Here is a 17447-nt window from a genome sequence, read left to right on the forward strand (position 1 = left end):
CTCCTTAGTGCAGCTGGGCGCTGTGCTGGTTGTAGGTGACGGTATACACGCCGCTCTGCTTGGTGATCTGGATGTTGCTCACCACGACACGCTTCAGGCCGAACTTCCGGCGAACGAATTCCTTGACCAGCGGAGAAGCCTTTTCGGGAAGGTGCTTCTTGATGCGGCAGTCACGGCGGCAGTAGCGCTCGAAGCGCTTTTCATCGGCTGCGGTGGCCTCCTCTCGCGTTCCGTAGAACACGGAATCGTCGCGGTTGCTGCTCAGCTTGTAGAACCTCTCGCAGGAGATGACATCCAACCGGTTGTTCCAGATGACATCGCGGCGCTGGTTGTCGTTCGGCTTGACGTCGTCGGTGGCGATGCCGACCACGAGCTTCAGACCTTCCAGATTGTTGCAATCTTCCCACTCGGTGAAGCTGTCCAGCAGGACACGGACAATCTGCTTGCCGTTGGTCAGGTCAATGTGGGCGACTTCGCCCTGACTGCCGGACATCGAAGCGGTGTTGATGATGTAGCCCTGTGCGATGTAGCTGCTGACGGCTGCGGTGAACTTTGCGTTGATGTCGATGAACTTCATGTTTTTTACCTCTTTGTTATTGATTTCTGGGTTCTCAGATGTTATTATTTAGCTAGCATCTAGTTTTCCTTTGCATAGCTATTATACTAGCTTTTGGCTAGTTTGTAAAGAGCTTTTCGCTAATTGTTCCAAAAAAATTAGCTTATGAATAGTTTGGAGGCTGTATCATGGGTTCTTTCATGTTTGATCGACTTGATTTTTTGCTAAAAAGGAATGGACTGACGAGAAAAGCATTGTGTCAGGCTTCCGGTCACGCAGACAACTATATTCGGATGTTTGAGAAACGCAACACGGAACCGCCTAGAGCTTTTGTCAATTTTTGTGCCGATCGGCTAGGAACAACTAGCGAATACCTATTTGGCGAAACAGACGACCCGACAGCACCCAGCGTTCAAGCTGCGCAGCCTGAAAAAGAAAAAAGCCCCGCAGCAGATAGCCGCGAGGTAACAGATGACGATATCAAATTTGCACTCTTTGGGGGCGGGGACGTGACCGACGCTCAATTTGAAGAGGTCAAGAGCTTCGCTCGTTTCGTAAAGGAGCGAGATGCGAATGGACAGACTAAATGAACTTTATGACGTGGCAAATGAAAACGGCATCGACATTTACAATTTTCCGCTGCCAAACACCGGCAGCATGAGCATGGAAGTGAACGGTCATTGCTGCATCGGCATGGACAGCACCCGGCAGTTCACGAGGGCTGAAGAAACCGCCCGGCTTGGCCATGAGATAGGGCATTGCATATACGGTGGGTTTTATACCCGGCTCACGCCCTATGATCTGCGAGAGCGCCACGAGGTCAGGGCTGACCGATGGTACATACTTCACGCGATACCGGAAGAAACGCTGCTGGCGCTGCTGAAGCGCGGCATGGATGCTTGCGAGATTGCGGAAGCGCTGGACACCACAGAGGAATACGTCCGGAGAGCCTACTACTTTTATAAGGACATGAGGGGAGGCGTGTTTCATTGAAGAAGCGAACGAACACTGCCGAGTGGCAAGAATGTACAAACCGCTGGCGAATCAGGGTTCAGAAGAACGGCGTGATGAAGAGCTTCTACAGCTCCACGCCGGGCAGAACTGGGCAGCGTGAAGCAAACGCCAAGGCGGACGCATGGCTTGACGACAGCATCCGGGACGGAAGGAAAAAGGTCTCTGTCCTCTATGCAGAATGGTTGGAGGACCTTTCCCTCACCAGCGGCACGTCCTATCTGGAACAGTGCACAAAATACGGCGCCTATTATCTTCTGCCGGTCATCGGGAACCTGCGCATTGAAGAACTGACCGAGGGCGATCTGCAAAAGGCTATTGATATGTCGTTCAAAAAGCGCTGCTTGAAGAAAGAACGGCAGCGCAGCTCGCTCAACAAGCCATTGAGCCGCAAAACGCTTATGACCATCCGTTCCACGGCCAACAGCTTCTTGAAGTGGTGCAGGAAAAACCGGTACACCACGCTCAATCCGGAGCTGACCATCCCGAAAAATGCCCGCATGGGTGAGAAGAAGATTCTTCAGCCGTCCGGGTTGCGTGTTCTCTTTTCGGTTGATACGCGGCTTTTGTACTCAAAACGTGTTTTCGATGACTACATTTACGCCTACCGCTTCGCCGTGTCTACCGGTGTCCGGCCCGGAGAGCTGGTCGGCCTCTGGTACGGCGACATCAAGGGCAACACGGTCAACCTTCGCCGCAGCATCAACACGCATGAGGAAGAAACGACCGGCAAGAACGAAAACAGCATCAGGTCATTTGATATGTGCCAGCAAGCGCGGGAAGCATACGAGGCACAGGTGCAGCTCCTCAAAGATAGCGGTGTTGAGCTAAACTATAACACGCCACTGTTCCAGATTCCTTGCCAGCGCAGCCTCAAACGCCGGTGGGAGAAGTATCAGGCATCGAACGGAATCACGCCAGCGGTCACGCTCTACGAGATGCGGCACACCTTTGTCAGCATGGAGGCTGGAGCCTTGACGGACGGCCAGTTGAAGATGCTGGTTGGTCACAGCAAGAACATGGACACCTTCGGGGTGTACCGTCATGAGATAAAGGGCCAGCGGGAAGAGCTGGCAGCGGCTACGACTGCGGCCATCAACAAGGCTCACGGATGACCATTCAGTTGACCCATTTTTTGACCCAGAAAAATATCCTAGAATGAAAAAAGCGCTTGCTGGTTATGGCAAGCGCTTTTCTGGTTTTTTTATGATGTTTCGAGAATAAAGGTTGTGTTTTTGCAGATTGATGAAGAGAAACCGTTGTTCGATTCCCATTGCCCGCTCCATGCAGAAGAGACGCTGGTTCGTTCAGAACCAGCGTCTTTCTTTATACTCTGGCCCCACTTTTGGCCTCACTTCGGATTTTGAAAGTCAAAAAGCCCTTGCGAAATCCAAAAAGAAAAGAGCCGGGCGGCTGCCTTCCAGCAGCTTCCCGGCTCGATTTTTTCTCGATCCCAGATATGGCAAAAGGGGAAAGCTCCGCTTTTGCGATGGAAATAGAAGGAGTTTTTACTCCACGCTGATCATATAATAGTAAACGGGCTGGCCGCCGCGGATGTGGCTGACCTCCACGTGATTGGGGCACTTTGCCTTTACGATCTCGGCGACCTTCTCGGCATCCTCATCGCTGACGTCGCAGCCGGAGATGATGGTGACAAAGCTGGAATCCTTCTTGCACATGCTGCGTGCCAGACGATAGGTGGCCTTGGTGATGTCGTTGGAGGTGGAGACGATCTTGCCATTCTCCAGCGCCATGATCTCGCCCTTCCGGATGCGCTTGCCGTCGTACTCACTGTCGCGGGCTGCATAGGTGATCAGGCCGGTGGACACCTTATCGGCAGCAGCCATCATGTTGATGGTGTTGGTCTCGGCGTTCACAGAGGGATCAAAGTTCAGCATGGCGGTAATGCCCATGGGCACGGTGCGGGTGGGCAGAACGACCACCTGACGGTCAGCCAGCTTCTGGGCCTGCTCCGCAGCCATGATGATGTTCTTGTTGTTGGGCAGCACGAACACGGTCTTGGCGGGCACGCTCTGGATAGCCGCAAGGATGTCCTCGGTGGCGGGGTTCATGGTCTGACCGCCGGAAACGACCGCGTCCGCAGACAGATCGGTGAACACAGCCTTCAGGCCCTCACCGGCAGCAACAGCCACAAAGCCGTAGTCACGGCTGGGGTCCACGGCAGCATAAATGAACTCGCTGGACTGGGAAGGAGCCTTCTCGGCAGAAGCCTGCTTTTCCAAGCTCTTGCCCTGCTTCTGGCGGGCCAGGAACTGCTCGTGCATGTTCTCGATCTTAAAGTTGGTCAGGTAGCCATACTTGATGGCCTCGCTCAGGATCTTGCCGGGGTCGGCAGTGTGAACGTGCAGATTGATGACGTCATCATCCTCAATGCACACCACGCTGTCGCCGTTGGATTCTGCAAAGGCACGCATCTTTGCGGCGCTTGCGCCCTCATACTTGTTGATGAGGAACTGGGTGCAGTAGCCGTTCTTGATGTCTTCCACCTTCATCAGGTCGTCGGTGAACACGCCCTTGCCGGCGTTCTCGGTGGACAGCTTTGCCTTATTGGGGGCAGCTTCGCCGCCAGCCACGATGCCTTCACCGTGGAACACCTTGCCCATGCCCTCGAAGATGACCATGATGCCCTGACCGCCGGCATCCACAACACCGGCCTTTTTCAGCACGGGCAGCAGGTTGGGGGTGTCCTCCAGAGCCTTCTGGCCGGCGGCCATCACCACATCCCACAGGGCCGGCACATCCTCAGCGCCGCAGGCAGCAGCTTCCTCGGAGGCAACGCGGGCCACGGTGAGGATGGTGCCCTCGGTGGGCTTCATGACGGCCTTGTAGGCACCCTCAACGCCCTTCTTCAGAGCCTCGACGATGTCGGCGGCGGTAGCTTCCTTCTTGCCTTCCAGAGCCTTGGAGAAACCACGGAACAGCAGGCTGGTGATAACGCCGGAGTTGCCGCGTGCGCCGCGCAGCATGGCAGAAGCAGCGGTCTTGGAGGCCTCGCCCACAGTGCAGCTGTCGTCCAGAGCCTCCAGCTCGCGCACGGAAGCACCCACGGTCATGCCCATGTTGGTGCCGGTATCGCCATCGGGAACAGGGAAAACGTTCAGCTCGTCCACACGGGAACGCTGATTGTTGATGTTGTTGGCGCCAGAGATAATGGCGTCACGCAAAATCTTACCAGAAATCATTCTTTTTTACTCCTTGTACTTGCCGGAAAAGCCCGGCGCTTTCAGACACACCCTGGGATGGTCAGACAAAAATCAGGCGATCACATCGTCTACGGAGACCACAACGCGTGCCACCTTCAGGCCGGTAGAATGCTCTACCTCGTCCTTGACGCGGTGGGAGATGCTGCGGGCGGCTGTGGAGATATTCAGGCCGTAGCTCACGGCAATGTGCAGTTCGATCACCAGACGGCCATCCTCCTGCGTGACACGGACACCCTTTTCCGGGTAATCGGAACCGTGCACCATGCTCTTGACGGCATCGGTCATATCACGGGGTGCCATTGCGGCAACGCCGTAACACTGTTTGGCTGCTTCACCTACCAGAGTAGCAAAGTACCCGGACGTAAAGCTGACATCCCCCAGAGGGAAACGGGAAGTGATCATAGTCGCTCTGCTCCTTTATGTTCGTTTTCGTAAAACACATTCAAGGTCTGGGGTACAGCAGGCATCTGCACATGCTGCACCGAGAAACACCCACCTTATTATACAACTTCCGGGGACGGTTGTACAGTTCTAATTGCTGGGATAGCCACTTTTTGCACAGTTTTTTGCGGCTTTTGCAGAGTTCGGGCTGTTTCGCAGGAGGCCGATGCTAAGATGCTGAACGTGAGTCGCTTTTTTATCAAATACGAAAGTATGACGAAAGAAAGCAAACAATCTGTTAAAAAATTATAAAAGATGGAAGGAGATGCTTTATCTGACTATGAAAAAGTGCTAAAATAGAATCAAGGATAGGGACTGCGGCGCAGGGTTCCCGCTTGTGCGGATGGACTGCGTTATTTTTTGCGCACGGCGCATGGATCAATGTTTAGGAGCTGTTGTCATGAATATTCTGTTCTTCCTTTCCCCCAAGCAGGATCTGATGTACGTTTACGACGATTTCACCCTTCGGCAGACACTGGAAAAGTGGGAGAATAACCGCTACGCCTCCATTCCGGTGCTCAACCGTCAGGGCAAATATGTGGGCACTCTGACCGAGGGCGATATCCTCTGGGGCCTGAAAAAATACCACGGGCTGGATCTGGAAGCGGCTGAGGATGTGCCCATTTCCGCTTTTCCCCACAAACGGGACTACAAGGCCGTCACCGTGACCACCAGCATGGATCAGCTGATCGAAGCGGCTATGAACCAGAACTTTGTGCCGGTGGTGGATGACCGGGGCATCTTCATCGGCATCGTGCGGCGGCAGGCCATCATCCGGTATTGCTACGATAAGACCCGTGCTGAGCAGCACGAGGAAAAACACATTTTGGAATATGCGGCAGCCCATTGAGAAAGGAAAGCTGCGTCACGCTATATTATAATATGTAGGAGACCGCCCTGTTCGGCTGAAGGAACAGGGCGGTCTTTGTTCTGAAAAACTTTGAAAATCCGGTTTATGGTACCTGAACTGTGCGATAATACAGCCATGGAACCAAAAAGGTTCCAAAAATCTGCAAAAAACGGATATGGGAGGGAACCCCTATGAAGGATTTTGAAATGCGTTATGTAGGAAGCCATGTGGAAGTATACAGCGGCAGCGGAGCGTTCCTGTTCTCGGCAGATACCGTGCGGGAAGCCATGGAGGAACTGGCAGAGTAAGAAGCTGCGTTCCCTTGTGATACGGAAAACCGCCTTGCCGGGCCGGATAACTCGGGCCAATCGGTATACTCTTCCTGCAAAAAACAACTTCTGTGTATGGAGCGACTACAGTCGTTTACGGCTTTAATGTAAAATCAATGTAAAATAATTGAAAAAAGAAAGAGCGAAACTATTAAGAGACGGAAAAATGTGTAGAAAAAGTGATTTTCTTGTAAAATAAACCTTGTTGTGACGGGATAAAAAATGATATAATAAATCCAAGCGCGGTCATTGTGCGCTGTTCTGTGCAGCAGAGCGGCAGACCGCGGCATCTGCCAGATAAAGCAGGCCCGGTGTGCGGGCAGGGCAGATGGACAAGGATCAAAAGGAAGATCATTTTTTAGGAGTATCGTTATGGATATCACACACATTACCTCTCTGTTGGGTGGAATTGCGCTGTTTCTGTACGGCATGTCCATTATGGGCGCTGGTCTGGAAAAGCTGGCTGGCGGCAAAATGCAGGGCGTGCTGCAAAAACTGACCTCCTCTACGCTCAAAGCAGTTATTTTCGGCACCCTGATCACGGGTGTCATTCAGTCCTCGGCCGGCACGGTCGTGATCTGTGTCGGTCTGGTCAACTCCGGCATCATGACCCTTACGCAGTCCGTAGGCGTCATCATGGGTGCAAACATTGGTACGACTGTTACCGGTCAGCTGATCCGCATGGCGGACATCTCCGGCGACAGCCTCTGGCTGACCCTGATCCAGCCCAAGACCTTTGCACCGGTGGTGGCGTTTATTGGCTGCATTTTTTATGTGTTCCTGCGCAGCGCCAAAAAGAAGAACATCGGCCAGATCATGCTGGGCTTCGGCATCCTGTTTACCGGCATGAGCCTGATGGACACCGGTGTGGCTCCCCTGCGTGAGAGCGCCGTGTTCCAGAACCTGTTCGTTACCATGACGAATCCCATTCTGGGCATTCTGGTGGGCGTGGTGGTCACGGTGGTCATCCAGTCCTCCTCTGCATCGGTGGGTATCCTGCAGGCGTTGTCCAGCACCGGCCTTGTCACCTTCAGCTCGGCCATCCCTATCATTCTGGGTGCCCACATCGGTACCGCGTTTACGCCGCTGCTGACCATCGGCGGCTCTTCCAAGGACGGTAAGCGCGCTGCACTGATCCACCTGTACTTCAACATCATCGGCAGTGTGATCCTGCTGGCCCTGGTGTATGCGGTGCAGTTCACCGTTGGCATCCCCATGTGGAACGACGTGATGAACAAGAGCACCATCGCAAACATCCACACCCTTTCCAGCGTGTGCGCCATGCTGCTGTTCCTGCCCTGCAGCGGTGTGCTGTCCAAGCTGGCCATGCTCACTGTGCCGGACAGTGCCGAGGAAGCACAGGAGCTGAGCATGCCGGTGCTGGACGAGCGCCTGTTCAAGAGCCCTGCGGTTGCCCTGCAGCAGGCCAAGAGCGCTGTGGTCAAGATGTCCCGCCGTGCTGCCCGCAATGTGAATCTGGCCGCACCGCTGCTGCTGAAAATGGACGAGGATACGGTCAGCGCCATCCGTGTGCGTGAGAACCTGATCGACCGGATGGAGGTGGCAATCTCCAACTACCTGATCAAAATGACCGATCAGGAGCTGGGCGACGACGAGAGCCACACCGTGACGGAGCTGCTGAACTTTGTTACTGAGTTCGAGCGCATTGGTGACTATGCGGTGAACATCATGGAAAAGGCAGAGGAACTGGAAGAGAAGGAAGCTTCGTTCAGTGAGAGTGCCACCAAGGAGCTGCTGCTGCTGGAAAATGCACTGGAACGCATCCTGACCCTGACCAACGATGCCTTTGACAACAACGATATGCGCATGGCGGCTCAGGTGGAACCGCTGGAAGAGGTGATCGATGTGATGGCAGAGCGCCTGCGCGACCAGCACATCCTGCGCCTGAAGGACGGCGTGTGCTCCATCGACACCGGCGTTGTGTTCCTGGATGTGCTGAACAATGCAGAGCGCATCTCGGATCACTGCTCGAATATTGCCGCGCGTCTTATTGGCATGGATGCCAGTGAGGACTACGACTCCCATACCCTCAAGAGCATCATGCACCACAACCCTACCAAGGATTACATGCTGGAATACGAGGAGTGCCGCAAGACCTACCTTGTTCCGCTGGAAGAAATGGAAGCCTGAACCTGAATGAGAAAAGGACCTCCGGAGAAGCATCCGGAGGTCCTTTTTGCATCACAGTGAAATGGAGTACTCAGGCACTTTTGGGCAGAGACACAATGACCCAGCGGTGCGGCCCATGGAAGCCGTCCACCTTGGCAGCTTTGCTGCAGGTACCGGGGCTGGGCGGGCCGAGGTGGATGCCGCGGTCCAGCTGCTTGCCGCAAAGACGGCACTGGTAATGGAGGGTGATCTGTTCTGACATAAGGACGCACTTCCTTTTATAACTGCTGAAACGGGTTAAAAACCTTTACCTTACATCCCTATTATATGTTTTTCATATCGGAATGTCAACAAAAACAATTGCAAAATTAGAATAAAAAATGGGCAAAATGCGCTTATTCTCCCAGATCTTCCAGCAGCAGGTCCAATTCCCGTTCGCTGTACACCGTCACGCCGCGCTTGATGCGCAGAGCATCGTTCTCCGGCAGGAGATTCGTGTAGATGCCGGTGATGGTAATGAGCACTTCCGGCTGACCGTCGGTGCCGCAGCGGTACACGGCCACCCGTCCGCCTTTGTCGCACAGACGGTAGCTCTGCGCGGCAAGCTCCGGCAGCGCCTGCGCGGCAAGATCTGCTGCAGAGGAGGGCGGGGCTTCGCTGCCGGGATCGGGCACCGGCAGGCGCAGCTTTGGCAGGGCCATCCAGAACAGGCTGAACACAATGGTAAATACGCACAGCCCGTAAAACAGGCAGACACACAATTTGCGCATGGGGTAACACGCTCCCTTCTGGCACAAGTATGCCCAAAAACAGGGGAGAACAGTCAATTTTCACACGGGAATGCTGTACTTTGCATGGCAGAATGTGCTATACTACAATTGATTAAACCTGTTATGGCCGAAGATTGGTTCTTGCCCGCATTCTGTGTGCGTGCTATAATATGGTATTGTGTGCAGCTGTGTGCGCATGGATGAAAGGTACCAGCGCACGGCGCTGAAATGCAGCCTGAAATGTTAGGAGGCGATTCCTATTTCCAATATGAAGAAGATCAACCGCTCCGACAACGGACGCCCTGCTGCGCCCAGAGGCCGGAGGGTGAATACGAGCAACAGCCGCCGGGAACCTCAGCATGCCCCCCGGTCCGGACGGGAACCGGAGGAGCTGCAGGAATCCTGTGAAAAGAAAAAGCATCCGCTCCTGCGGTTCATTGGCCGGACCATTGCCACCCTGCTCTGTCTGGGCGTGATGGCAGGCAGCCTGCTGGCTGTGGGTGCCGTCTATTACGTGGTGCAGGCCACGGCCAATGACGGCGATTTGCTGGATCTGGATAACATTGAGCTGAGCCAGTCCAGCGTGGTGATGGCCACCGACCCGGACACTGGTGCACAGGTGGAGTACGCGACCCTGCGCTCCTCCAACAGCCACCGCGTGTGGGCAGATCTGGAACAGATCCCTGCCAACCTGCAGTATGCGTTCATCTGCACGGAGGATAAGGATTTCTACAACGAGCCCGGCGTCAACTTCAAGCGCACCATTGGCGCAATGGTCAATGAGTATCTGCTGCCCATCTACAGCTCCAAGCAGGGTGCGTCCACGCTGGAACAGCAGCTCATCAAAAACCTGACGGATGACAACAGCGCCAGCGGCATCGATGGCGCACTGCGCAAGCTGCGTGAGATCTATCGTGCCCTCTGCCTGAGCCGCAGCTATTCCAAGGAGACCATTCTGGAAGCGTATCTGAACACCATCAGCTTTACCGGTACTATTCAGGGCGTGCAGACTGCTGCCAACGAGTACTTTAATAAAGATGTCAGCCAGCTGACCCTGTGGGAATGCGCATCCATTGCGTCCATTACCAAGAACCCCACCAACTACAACCCCTATACGAATCCCGAAAACCTCATCAACCGCCGCAACTTCCTCATGTACAACATGTGGCAGCAGGGCGTGATCAGTGAGGAAGAGTACCGCAATGCAGCTGCCCAGCCGCTGGTGCTGGCCGAGGAAGAGGACAGCAAGAAGAACTCTTCTGTTACCTCTTACTTTACCGATGCACTGTTCACGGAGCTGGTGCAGGATATCATGGCCAAGGAGAACATCTCCGAAGCCGAAGCCCAGAAGCTGCTGTACACCGGCGGCTTTACCGTGGAGGCTACGGTGAACACCAAGGTGCAGTCTGCCATGGAGAACCTGATGCTGAATGCCAACGACGCATATTTCCCGGCGGGCTGGCATGAGGAAGAGGTGACCTCCATTTCCGATGACGACGTTCAGGTGATGAACGACGACGGTATCCCCAAGACCCGCACTGGCGATGACGGCACGGTCTACTATTATCGCAACGTCCGCACACAGGCGGCGATGGTCACGTTGGACTACGACGGCAACGTGATCGCCATTGTGGGTGGTCTGGGCGAAAAGACCAGAAGCCTCTCGCTGAACCGCGCTTACAGCGTCACCCGCCAGACGGGTTCTACCATCAAGCCCATTGGCGCGTATGCACTGGGCATTGAATATGGTCTGGTGAACTGGTCTACCATGCTCAACAATTCCCCCCTGTACCAGAAGCAGGACATGGTGATCCGTGACGAGGACTACTGCCGCAAGAACGGCCTGATGGGCCTGTCGGACAAGCAGCTGCGTGCTTACCCCAACGCATGGCGCAGCTGGCCCCGGAACTACGGCGGCAATTATGGCGACCACAGCGATATCCCGCTGTGGAACGGCCTTGCCCGCTCGCTGAACACCATCGCGATCCGCGTGGGCGATCTGGTGGGCGCAAGCAATATCTTCAACTTTGTTTATAACACCCTGCAGCTGAACACGCTGGACCCGGTGAACGATGTGGGCCTTGCCCAGATGGTCATGGGCAGCCAGACCCATGGTGTTACGCCCACGGCTCTGGCGGCTGCATTCCAGATCTTCTACGATGGCCAGTACACCACCCCGCACCTGTATACCCGGGTGCTGGATCGTGACGGCAATATTTATCTGGAAAACAATGCCACCAGCTATCAGGCACTGACGCCGGACACCGCTTACGTGATGAACCGCCTGCTGAAGAATGTGCTGTACTCCAGCGTGGGTACCGCAGGCGGACGCTACCCCAATTCCAACGGTATGGAGTCCTTTGGTAAGACCGGTACGGCCAGCGACGAAAAGGATCTGTGGTTCGTGGGCGGCACGCCGTATTATGTCACCGCTGTGTGGTGGGGCTACGACGCACCCTACGATATGACCAAGACCCTTGGCAAGCAGCAGGCAAAGACCCGTACCTGTGTTATGGCGTGGAAGGCACTGATGGAACAGGTGCAGGCAAACCTGCCTTATAAGGCATTCCCCAGTTCCGCTGGCGTTGTGGAGCGCCGCTACTGCACCCAGAGCGGTCTGCTGGCCGGCGGTTCCTGCCCCAGCACGGCCGTGGGCTACTACCGTGCAGATGATCTGCCCGCCGCCTGCAACTATTCCCATGCGGCAGCACCCGCTGCGCCTGCAGCAGATGCAGCAGATGCAGCAGATGCAGCACCGGAGCAGACTGTCATCCCGGCAGATACAAGTAATCTGGATACCGAGTGATCTGTATTCGGCGGGAAAACAAAATGCAAAAGGCGTACTTTCAACACAGTCCCGGGGTGAATCCGGCAAGGAAACACCGCACTTCACACAACAAAACTGGGTAATCTGACAAAAACGCATCCGACCCCTTGCATTGCAGGGGGCCGGATGTTATTATATTCACTGCAAGAACACTTGTGTTTGTGAGGTGAACAAGTTGGAACGCCGCTTTTATCTGGTGGACGCGCAGGTGCTGCCTGAGGTTTTTCTCAAGGTGGTACGCGCCAAAGAGCTTCTGGCCAGCGGGGAGGCACGCAGCATTTCCGCTGCTACCCGTGCAGTTGATCTTTCGCGCAGCGCTTTTTATAAGTATAAGGACTGCATCTTTGACTCCGAGAATGGCCGCGAAGTGATCACCGTCATGGCCACTCTGCGGGATGAGACCGGTGCGCTGCAGAGCCTGCTGGCAGGCATCAGCGCTGCAGGTGCCAGCATTGTGACCATCAACCAGTCCACGCCGGAAAACGGTGCAGCACTGGTGGCAGTCACCATCCGCACCGACACCATGCAGATGACTCCGGAAGAGCTGACCGAAAAGCTTTCGCGTCAGCGCATGGTGGTGGGTGTGCACTGCGGATACAATCTGTAAAGTAGATATCAAATCAGGAAAACTCAGGAAAACGAGGGAGAGCAACAATGGCTAAAATTGCAATTCTGGGCTTTGGCACGGTGGGCAGCGGCGTGTACGAGGTTTTGTGCCGCAACGCTGCAAGTGTCTCCCGCCGTGCAGGTGAGCCGGTAGAGGTCAAGTATATTCTGGACCCGAAGGATTTTTCCGGTCATCCGGCCGCAAACCTGTTTGTCAAGAACTTTGATGTCATTCTGGAGGACCCGGAGATCAGGGTGGTGGTGGAGACCATCGGCGGCACCCGCTTTGCCTACCCGTATGTAAAGGCCTGTCTTGAGAGCGGCCGCAGCGTGTGCACCTCCAACAAGGAAATGGTGGCTACCTACGGAGCCGAGCTGCTGGGCCTTGCCAAAGAGCACGGCTGTGCCTTCCTGTTCGAGGCTTCTGTGGGCGGCGGCACCCCCATCATTACGCCGATGCACCAGTGTCTGGCCGCGAACGTCATCACCGAGGTGGAAGGCATCGTGAACGGCACCACCAACTTCATGCTCACCAAGATGGTGCGTGAGGGTCTGGGCTTTGACGATGCACTGAAAATTGCGCAGGAACTGGGCTACGCGGAAACCAAGGACCCCAGCGATGATGTGGATGGCCGCGATGCCTGCCGCAAGATCGCCATTCTGTCCTCGCTGGTCTGCGGCCACCAGATCTACCCCCAGAATATTCCCACCCGCGGCATCCGCGATATCACCGCCGCCGATGTGGCAGCAGCTGAAAAGCTCGGCTGTGTCATCAAACTGATTGCATGGATGAAGCGCGGCAAGGACGGCAGCGTGGCGGCGGGCGTGGAGCCCTGTCTGGTGCCCAAGGCAAACCAGCTGGCCAGCGTGGACGATGTGTTCAACGCCGTGCTGGTCAAGGGCGATATGCTGGGCGATGTAGTGTTCTACGGCAAGGGTGCCGGCAAGCTGCCCACCGCCAGCGCCGTTGTGGCCGATGTGGTGGACTCCCTGAAGCATGGTGCCAAGGTGCACGACAGCCTGTTCTGGCAGCCCGCTGAGCCGGTGGACGGCATGCTCACCGATCCTGCTCCTGCCGCATATTATGTGCGTGTGGCAGGCATTGCTCCCGCAGTGGTGGAAGCTATCTACGGCTACGGCAAGGTGGTGGATGAGCGCTACGAGGGCTGCGCCTACTTTGTGGAACGTGCCGACGACAAAGCCCTGTCCGAAGCGGCCCGCAAGGTGGAGGCCGTGGGCGGCAGTGTGAAGCTGGTGCTCAAGCGTCTGCCGGAAGAAAAATGATAACGGAAAAAGAAAGGTGCAGCGGCTATGAAGATCAAGGTTTCTGTCCCGGCCACCAGCGCGAACATCGGCTCCGGCTTTGATGCGCTGGGTCTGGCGGTGACGCTGTATAATACGGTCACCTTTGAAGACAGCGAGGTGCTGGATATCTCGTCTGCGGACGGTACCCGCATCCCGCGCGGTGAATCCAATCTGGTGTACCGCTCGGCAAAGGGCCTGTTTGAAAAAGTTGGCAAGCAGATCCCGCCCCTCAAGATCACCCAGACCAACCCCATTCCCATGGCCCGGGGTCTGGGCTCTTCTTCGGCCTGCATCATCGCGGGCCTGCTGGGTGCCAACCGGATGCTGGGCGATGTGCTCAACACGCAGGAGCTGCTCACGCTGGCTACCTCCATCGAGGGCCACCCCGATAACGTGGCCCCGGCCCTGCTGGGCGGTCTGACCAGCAGCGTGTTTGAGGAGGGCAAAGTGTACTCGGTCAAGCGCAATGTGGACGAAACACTGTGCTTTGCCGCCATCGTGCCGGACTACAAGCTGCTGACGGAAGCCGCCCGTGCGGCACTGCCCAAAGAGGTCTCCCACAAGGATGCGGTATATAACCTTTCGCGTGCAGCGCTGGTGCCTGCCGCCTTCTGTGAGGGCAGACATGACCTGCTGGCCATTGCCACGGAGGATAAGCTGCACCAGCCCTACCGCATGCCGCTGATGCCGGGCTCCAAGGAAGTGTTCGACATGGCGCGCCTGTGCGGTGCAAAGGCGGTCTATGTTTCCGGTGCAGGCAGCACCGTGATGGCGGTGGCCGAAAAGGCTGAGGCCGAAAAGTTCTATTCCAAGCTGGAAAAGGGTCTGGAGCTTCTGGAAGGTCTGGACGGATGTGAAGCATTTACATTGCTGCGTTTGGATGCCGATAACACCGGCGCAACGGTGGAATGATAAATGGGATAGGGAAGTGCAAGGTTCTGCCTGCTGCTTCCACCCGGTGTACCCCTTTTGATCAAGGGACAAAAAGAGGAGAGTGACAAGATATGGCGTTGATCGTACAGAAGTTCGGCGGTTCTTCGGTGAAGGACCGTGACCGTATCTTCAACGTGGCACGCATTGTGGCAAATACCCACAACGCGGGCAATGACGTAGTTGTGGTGGTGTCTGCTCAGGGCGATACCACCGATGACCTGATCGCCAAGGCTGGGGAGATCACCCACAACCCTTCGGCTCGTGAAATGGATATGCTGCTGGCTACCGGCGAGCAGATCAGCATTTCGCTGCTGGCTATGGCGCTGAATGAGCTGGGCTGCCATGCCATCAGCCTGACCGGCTGGCAGGCAGGCTTCCGCACCGACCGCGCCTATACCAAGGCACGCATCAGCCGTCTGGAGACCGAGCGTATCTCCTCGGAGCTGGAGCGCAACCGTGTTGTTGTTGTGGCTGGCTTCCAGGGGCTGAACAAGCTGGACGACATCACCACTCTGGGCCGCGGCGGTTCCGACACCAGTGCAGTTGCCATTGCAGCAGCCCTGCACGCAGACCGCTGCCAGATCTATACCGATGTGGAAGGCGTTTACACTGCCGACCCGCGCAAGGTGCGCAACACCCGCAAGCTGGAGGAGATCACCTTTGACGAGATGCTGGAGCTGGCATCTCTGGGCGCACAGGTGCTGAACAACCGCAGCGTGGAACTGGCGAAGAAGTATAATGTGGAGCTGGAGGTGCTCTCCAGCCTGAATCCCGTGCCCGGTACGGTGGTCAAGGAGGTTACGAAAGACATGGAAGGTATGCTGATCAAGGGCGTCGCAAAGGACGCTGATGTTGCTGTTATCACGATTCTGAACGTTCCCGACGAGCCGGGCATGAGCTTCAAGATCTTCGGCCTGCTGGCACAGAAGAACATCAACGTGGACATCATCCTGCAGTCCACCGGCCGCGACGGCAAGAAGGATATCAGCTTTACCTGCTCTGAGGGCGAAGCCGATCTGGCCATGCGCGTGCTGAAGGAGAGCGCACACTTCAATGATGTGAGCGTGGACACCACCTGCGCAAAGGTCTCCATCGTGGGTGCCGGTATGCAGAGCCACAGCGGCGTTGCTTCCAAGATGTTTGAGGCACTGTCCAACAACAACATCAATATCAAGATGATCTCCACCAGTGAGATCAAGATCTCCTGCATCATCGACCGAGGGGATGCCGACAAGGCCGTTTCCGCCATCCACGATATGCTGTTTGACTGATTTGTAAAAAATGAATTTTGTGCGCTGTACAGTTTCTTTTGAAGCTGTACAGCGCTCTTTTTGTTAACGGCCTCGCCCTCTCAGTCGCTTGCGCGACAACTCTTCCAAAGGGCGAGCCTCTGGCGAAGAGAAAAACTTTCTGGTTCTGCCAAGGCCTCTCACTTTGGGAGAGGTGGACGCGAACAGCGTGAGCGGACGGAGAGGGCAAGGCCGCTGACGAGGACGGTCATACTTATTTTACACTTCCGGCGTTTACACAAAATGCAAAGGGGTGTATAATATACACTGTATCTGTGCGGCGCAGCGCGCTGCAAATTCTGCCAAAGGAGCTGCAACGCACCATGGAACCAACCAGCAAAAAAACTGTAAAGCCCCGTATGACCCGTGAGCAATACATGCGCCGCAAGCGCCTGCGTCTGGCCCGCAACTGGGCGCTCCTGATCCTGATCTGTGCTGCCATCGTGGCCCTGATGACCCGGGGCATCCTCTGGCTGCTGCCCAAAGCAAACACTCTGCTTGCCGGGCCCCGGAGCTTTGAAGCTGCCAGCTACAGCGGCACCGACTACACCTTTGACGCCGACGATGCGCGGCTTATACTGGTAAACGCCAATCTGCCCTTTGCCGGGGAACCGTCGCCGACGCTTGCCCCGGCCAATGAGGATGGCACCATCCAGCTGGAAGCGGAAGCTGCCGATGCCTACCGGCAGATGTCTGCCGCAGCGGCAGAGGATGGCGTTGCGCTGGTTCTGTCCGCAGGCTATCAGGACGCAGATGCCCGGACCGCAGCCTATGAGGCACAGAAGCAGCAGTATCTGGAAAAGGGCAAGACCGAGGAGGAAGCCGCCAGCCTGTCCGCAGACATCCAGCTGCCTGCGGAATGCAATGAGCATGGCACCGGTTATGCGGCGGATATCCTCAGCAGCGACTACCCGGACCGTGACACCGGCTTTGATACGACCCGCGCCTACGAGTGGCTGACCGCTTATGCCGCGGAATACGGCTTCATCCTGCGCTACCCGGAAGACCGGCAGGCCGCGACCGGTGTGGTGTTCGAGCCGTGGCACTGGCGGTATGTGGGTACAGAAAATGCCCTTGCCATCCGGGCCAGCGGCTTGAGTCTGGAAGAATTTCTTGCCTTGCAGAAGGCATCATAAAATAAAAAAGCTCCCTGCAAAAGCAGGGTGGAGGAACAAA

The 17447-nt window shown here is 55.9% G+C and carries 16 protein-coding genes; 11 read left to right on the forward strand and 5 right to left on the reverse strand.

What is annotated here, in order from left to right; translation table 11 throughout:
• Positions 1 to 4 precede the first annotated feature (4 nt).
• Positions 5 to 577: a hypothetical protein gene (locus tag ACKXF9_RS08800; protein WP_418265927.1), complete on the reverse strand. Its 573-nt coding sequence runs from the start codon at positions 575 to 577 to the stop codon at positions 5 to 7.
• A gap of 167 nt (positions 578 to 744) precedes the next feature.
• On the opposite strand from ACKXF9_RS08800, the gene ACKXF9_RS08805 reads away from it, so the two are divergent.
• Genes ACKXF9_RS08805 through ACKXF9_RS08815 form a run of 3 tightly spaced genes read left to right on the forward strand, consistent with a single transcriptional unit; the run spans position 745 to position 2682 of the window.
• A complete protein-coding gene (locus ACKXF9_RS08805; RefSeq protein ID WP_418265928.1) occupies positions 745 to 1146 on the forward strand; it encodes a hypothetical protein in 402 nt (133 codons plus the stop codon).
• Positions 1130 to 1549: an ImmA/IrrE family metallo-endopeptidase gene (locus tag ACKXF9_RS08810; RefSeq protein ID WP_418265929.1), complete on the forward strand. Its 420-nt coding sequence runs from the start codon at positions 1130 to 1132 to the stop codon at positions 1547 to 1549. Before ACKXF9_RS08805 ends, ACKXF9_RS08810 begins: the two co-directional genes overlap by 17 nt.
• The gene (locus tag ACKXF9_RS08815; protein WP_418265930.1) at positions 1546 to 2682 is read left to right on the forward strand and encodes a tyrosine-type recombinase/integrase; all 1137 of its coding nucleotides are present in this window, start codon (positions 1546 to 1548) and stop codon (positions 2680 to 2682) included. The genes ACKXF9_RS08810 and ACKXF9_RS08815 overlap by 4 nt, the downstream gene beginning before the upstream one ends.
• A gap of 393 nt (positions 2683 to 3075) precedes the next feature.
• Here ACKXF9_RS08815 and ACKXF9_RS08820 read toward each other — a convergent pair whose 3' ends face one another.
• Both ACKXF9_RS08820 and ACKXF9_RS08825 read right to left on the reverse strand, forming a co-directional pair.
• Complete coding sequence (locus tag ACKXF9_RS08820) at positions 3076 to 4770, reverse strand: DAK2 domain-containing protein (RefSeq protein ID WP_418265931.1); 1695 nt, start codon at positions 4768 to 4770, stop codon at positions 3076 to 3078.
• 72 nt (positions 4771 to 4842) lie between these two features.
• Entirely contained in the window at positions 4843 to 5193 is a 351-nt protein-coding gene (locus ACKXF9_RS08825) for an Asp23/Gls24 family envelope stress response protein (RefSeq protein ID WP_249236920.1), read from the reverse strand.
• Between the two features lie 439 nt (positions 5194 to 5632).
• On the opposite strand from ACKXF9_RS08825, the gene ACKXF9_RS08830 reads away from it, so the two are divergent.
• Both ACKXF9_RS08830 and ACKXF9_RS08835 read left to right on the forward strand, forming a co-directional pair.
• Positions 5633 to 6082, forward strand: coding sequence for a CBS domain-containing protein (locus ACKXF9_RS08830; RefSeq protein WP_348583227.1), 450 nt, complete (start codon positions 5633 to 5635; stop codon positions 6080 to 6082).
• 701 nt (positions 6083 to 6783) lie between these two features.
• Positions 6784 to 8562 (forward strand): Na/Pi cotransporter family protein, encoded by a 1779-nt coding sequence (locus ACKXF9_RS08835; RefSeq protein ID WP_249236918.1) that lies wholly within the window; start codon positions 6784 to 6786, stop codon positions 8560 to 8562.
• 70 nt (positions 8563 to 8632) lie between these two features.
• Here ACKXF9_RS08835 and ACKXF9_RS08840 read toward each other — a convergent pair whose 3' ends face one another.
• Together ACKXF9_RS08840 and ACKXF9_RS08845 are read right to left on the reverse strand one after the other, a co-directional pair.
• Positions 8633 to 8803, reverse strand: a complete 171-nt coding sequence (locus ACKXF9_RS08840) for a hypothetical protein (RefSeq protein ID WP_154255643.1) — start codon at positions 8801 to 8803, stop codon at positions 8633 to 8635.
• 133 nt (positions 8804 to 8936) lie between these two features.
• Positions 8937 to 9311: a hypothetical protein gene (locus ACKXF9_RS08845; RefSeq protein WP_339395130.1), complete on the reverse strand. Its 375-nt coding sequence runs from the start codon at positions 9309 to 9311 to the stop codon at positions 8937 to 8939.
• 268 nt (positions 9312 to 9579) lie between these two features.
• Between ACKXF9_RS08845 and ACKXF9_RS08850 the strand changes: the two genes are divergently transcribed.
• From ACKXF9_RS08850 to ACKXF9_RS08875, 6 genes are all read left to right on the forward strand, one after another.
• Complete coding sequence (locus ACKXF9_RS08850) at positions 9580 to 12117, forward strand: transglycosylase domain-containing protein (protein ID WP_418265932.1); 2538 nt, start codon at positions 9580 to 9582, stop codon at positions 12115 to 12117.
• Positions 12118 to 12304: 187 nt separating this feature from the next.
• Positions 12305 to 12745 carry an ACT domain-containing protein gene (locus ACKXF9_RS08855; protein WP_005945891.1) on the forward strand — a complete coding sequence of 147 codons (441 nt, stop codon included), beginning with the start codon at positions 12305 to 12307 and terminating at the stop codon, positions 12743 to 12745.
• 47 nt (positions 12746 to 12792) lie between these two features.
• Entirely contained in the window at positions 12793 to 14028 is a 1236-nt protein-coding gene (locus ACKXF9_RS08860) for a homoserine dehydrogenase (protein ID WP_418265933.1), read from the forward strand.
• A gap of 27 nt (positions 14029 to 14055) precedes the next feature.
• Positions 14056 to 14961 carry a homoserine kinase gene (gene thrB, locus ACKXF9_RS08865; protein ID WP_249236910.1) on the forward strand — a complete coding sequence of 302 codons (906 nt, stop codon included), beginning with the start codon at positions 14056 to 14058 and terminating at the stop codon, positions 14959 to 14961.
• Positions 14962 to 15053: 92 nt separating this feature from the next.
• Positions 15054 to 16253, forward strand: coding sequence for an aspartate kinase (locus tag ACKXF9_RS08870; RefSeq protein ID WP_249236909.1), 1200 nt, complete (start codon positions 15054 to 15056; stop codon positions 16251 to 16253).
• A gap of 377 nt (positions 16254 to 16630) precedes the next feature.
• Positions 16631 to 17407: a M15 family metallopeptidase gene (locus ACKXF9_RS08875; RefSeq protein WP_418265934.1), complete on the forward strand. Its 777-nt coding sequence runs from the start codon at positions 16631 to 16633 to the stop codon at positions 17405 to 17407.
• Positions 17408 to 17447 lie beyond the last annotated feature (40 nt).

The organism is Faecalibacterium sp. 9, assembly GCF_048320955.1.
Classification (GTDB): Bacteria; Bacillota; Clostridia; order Oscillospirales; family Ruminococcaceae; genus Faecalibacterium; species Faecalibacterium wellingii.